The 1,335-nt window shown below is 36.4% G+C and carries 1 protein-coding gene; it reads right to left on the bottom strand.

The features are described from left to right. Window positions 1–199: 199 nt before the first annotated feature. Complete coding sequence (gene rpoH, locus ACWIW0_RS11265) at window positions 200–1,144, bottom strand: RNA polymerase sigma factor RpoH (protein WP_454453390.1); 945 nt, start codon at window positions 1,142–1,144, stop codon at window positions 200–202. Between the last annotated feature and the right edge of the window lie 191 nt (window positions 1,145–1,335).

Genomic DNA, 1,335 nt, shown 5'->3' with positions numbered 1-1,335 from the left:
TGCTACATAATACTGCGCTTTTATATCTTTACAGTTAAATTTGTTGGCATTTTAGTCTATTTAAACGTTATGCTGGTAGGATCTCTGGGGGTATTTACTCACAGATAGACAATTTTACACTTCATTACAAAAAATAACCGCTTGGTAAGCGTTTAAGTTACCAAGCGGTTGGTTTGTTTATTCTATTTGCAGTTTCAATCTATTCTAGCGTAATCGCATCTTTAATTTTCTTCAACGCTTGGTTTTCAAGCTGGCGAACTCGTTCTGCGGAAATATTATATTTAGCGGCAAGCTCGTGTAATGTAGCTTTTTCTTCATCAAGCCAACGAGTTTTAATAATATCTTGGCTACGTTCATCTAATTGTGCAAGAGCATAAGCTAATTGAGCTGTTGCTTGCCCGTTGTGTTGCTCATCTTCCAAATCATCTGCAAAATTAGAATTATCATCTTCAATATACATTGATGGAACATAAGCTTCATCACTATCTTCACCAACAGGCAGATCAAACGCCATATCTTGCCCTGTCATTCGTGATTCCATTTCTTTAACATCATCGGGCGATACGCCGAGTTCTTCCGCTACTTTTTGAATTTCTTCTTCATTAAACCACGCTAAACGTTGTTTGTTTTTTCGCAAATTAAAAAATAGCTTACGCTGTGCTTTGGTGGTCGCCACTTTCACAATTCGCCAGTTACGCAATACATATTCGTGAATTTCTGCTTTAACCCAATGTACCGCAAAAGAAACTAAACGCACCCCCACTTCAGGATTAAAACGTTTTACCGCTTTCATTAAACCGATATTCCCTTCTTGAATTAGATCGGCTAAAGGTAAACCATATCCCATATAGCCACGGGCAATATGTACCACAAATCTTAAATGGGAAAGGATCAGCTGTTTTGCAGCTTCTAAATCTTCATCATAGTAGAAGCGTTCTGCGAGTTCTTTTTCTTGATCGGCAGTGAGCATCGGATATTGATTTGCCATACGAATATAGCTATCTAAATTTCCTTGTGGAACAAGCATTGTATTTGATAAGGCTTTATGATCTGTTTCATCACTGCCATCAATCAATTCCACTTCTTCTGGTTCAATCACTTCAATATCGTTATCAGGTAATTCTTGATCTGGTTGCTGGTTCATTACTTTCTCAATCTATTAAAAAACAGTTTGATTACTAAACTGCTAAAAAGTTTATAGATATTACCTTTTTATCAAGTAATTGCCAAATATCAGTACAAAGGTAACCGTAAAATACAAATAGTTGCTCACAACTATACAAGATAATCGTAAGCAACTATTGCTATTTACAGCGGTATTATGTAGCAGTTGCA

The sequence above is a fragment of the Ursidibacter sp. B-7004-1 genome (genome assembly GCF_053654055.1).
This window is presented reverse-complemented; position numbering and strand designations above follow the sequence as displayed.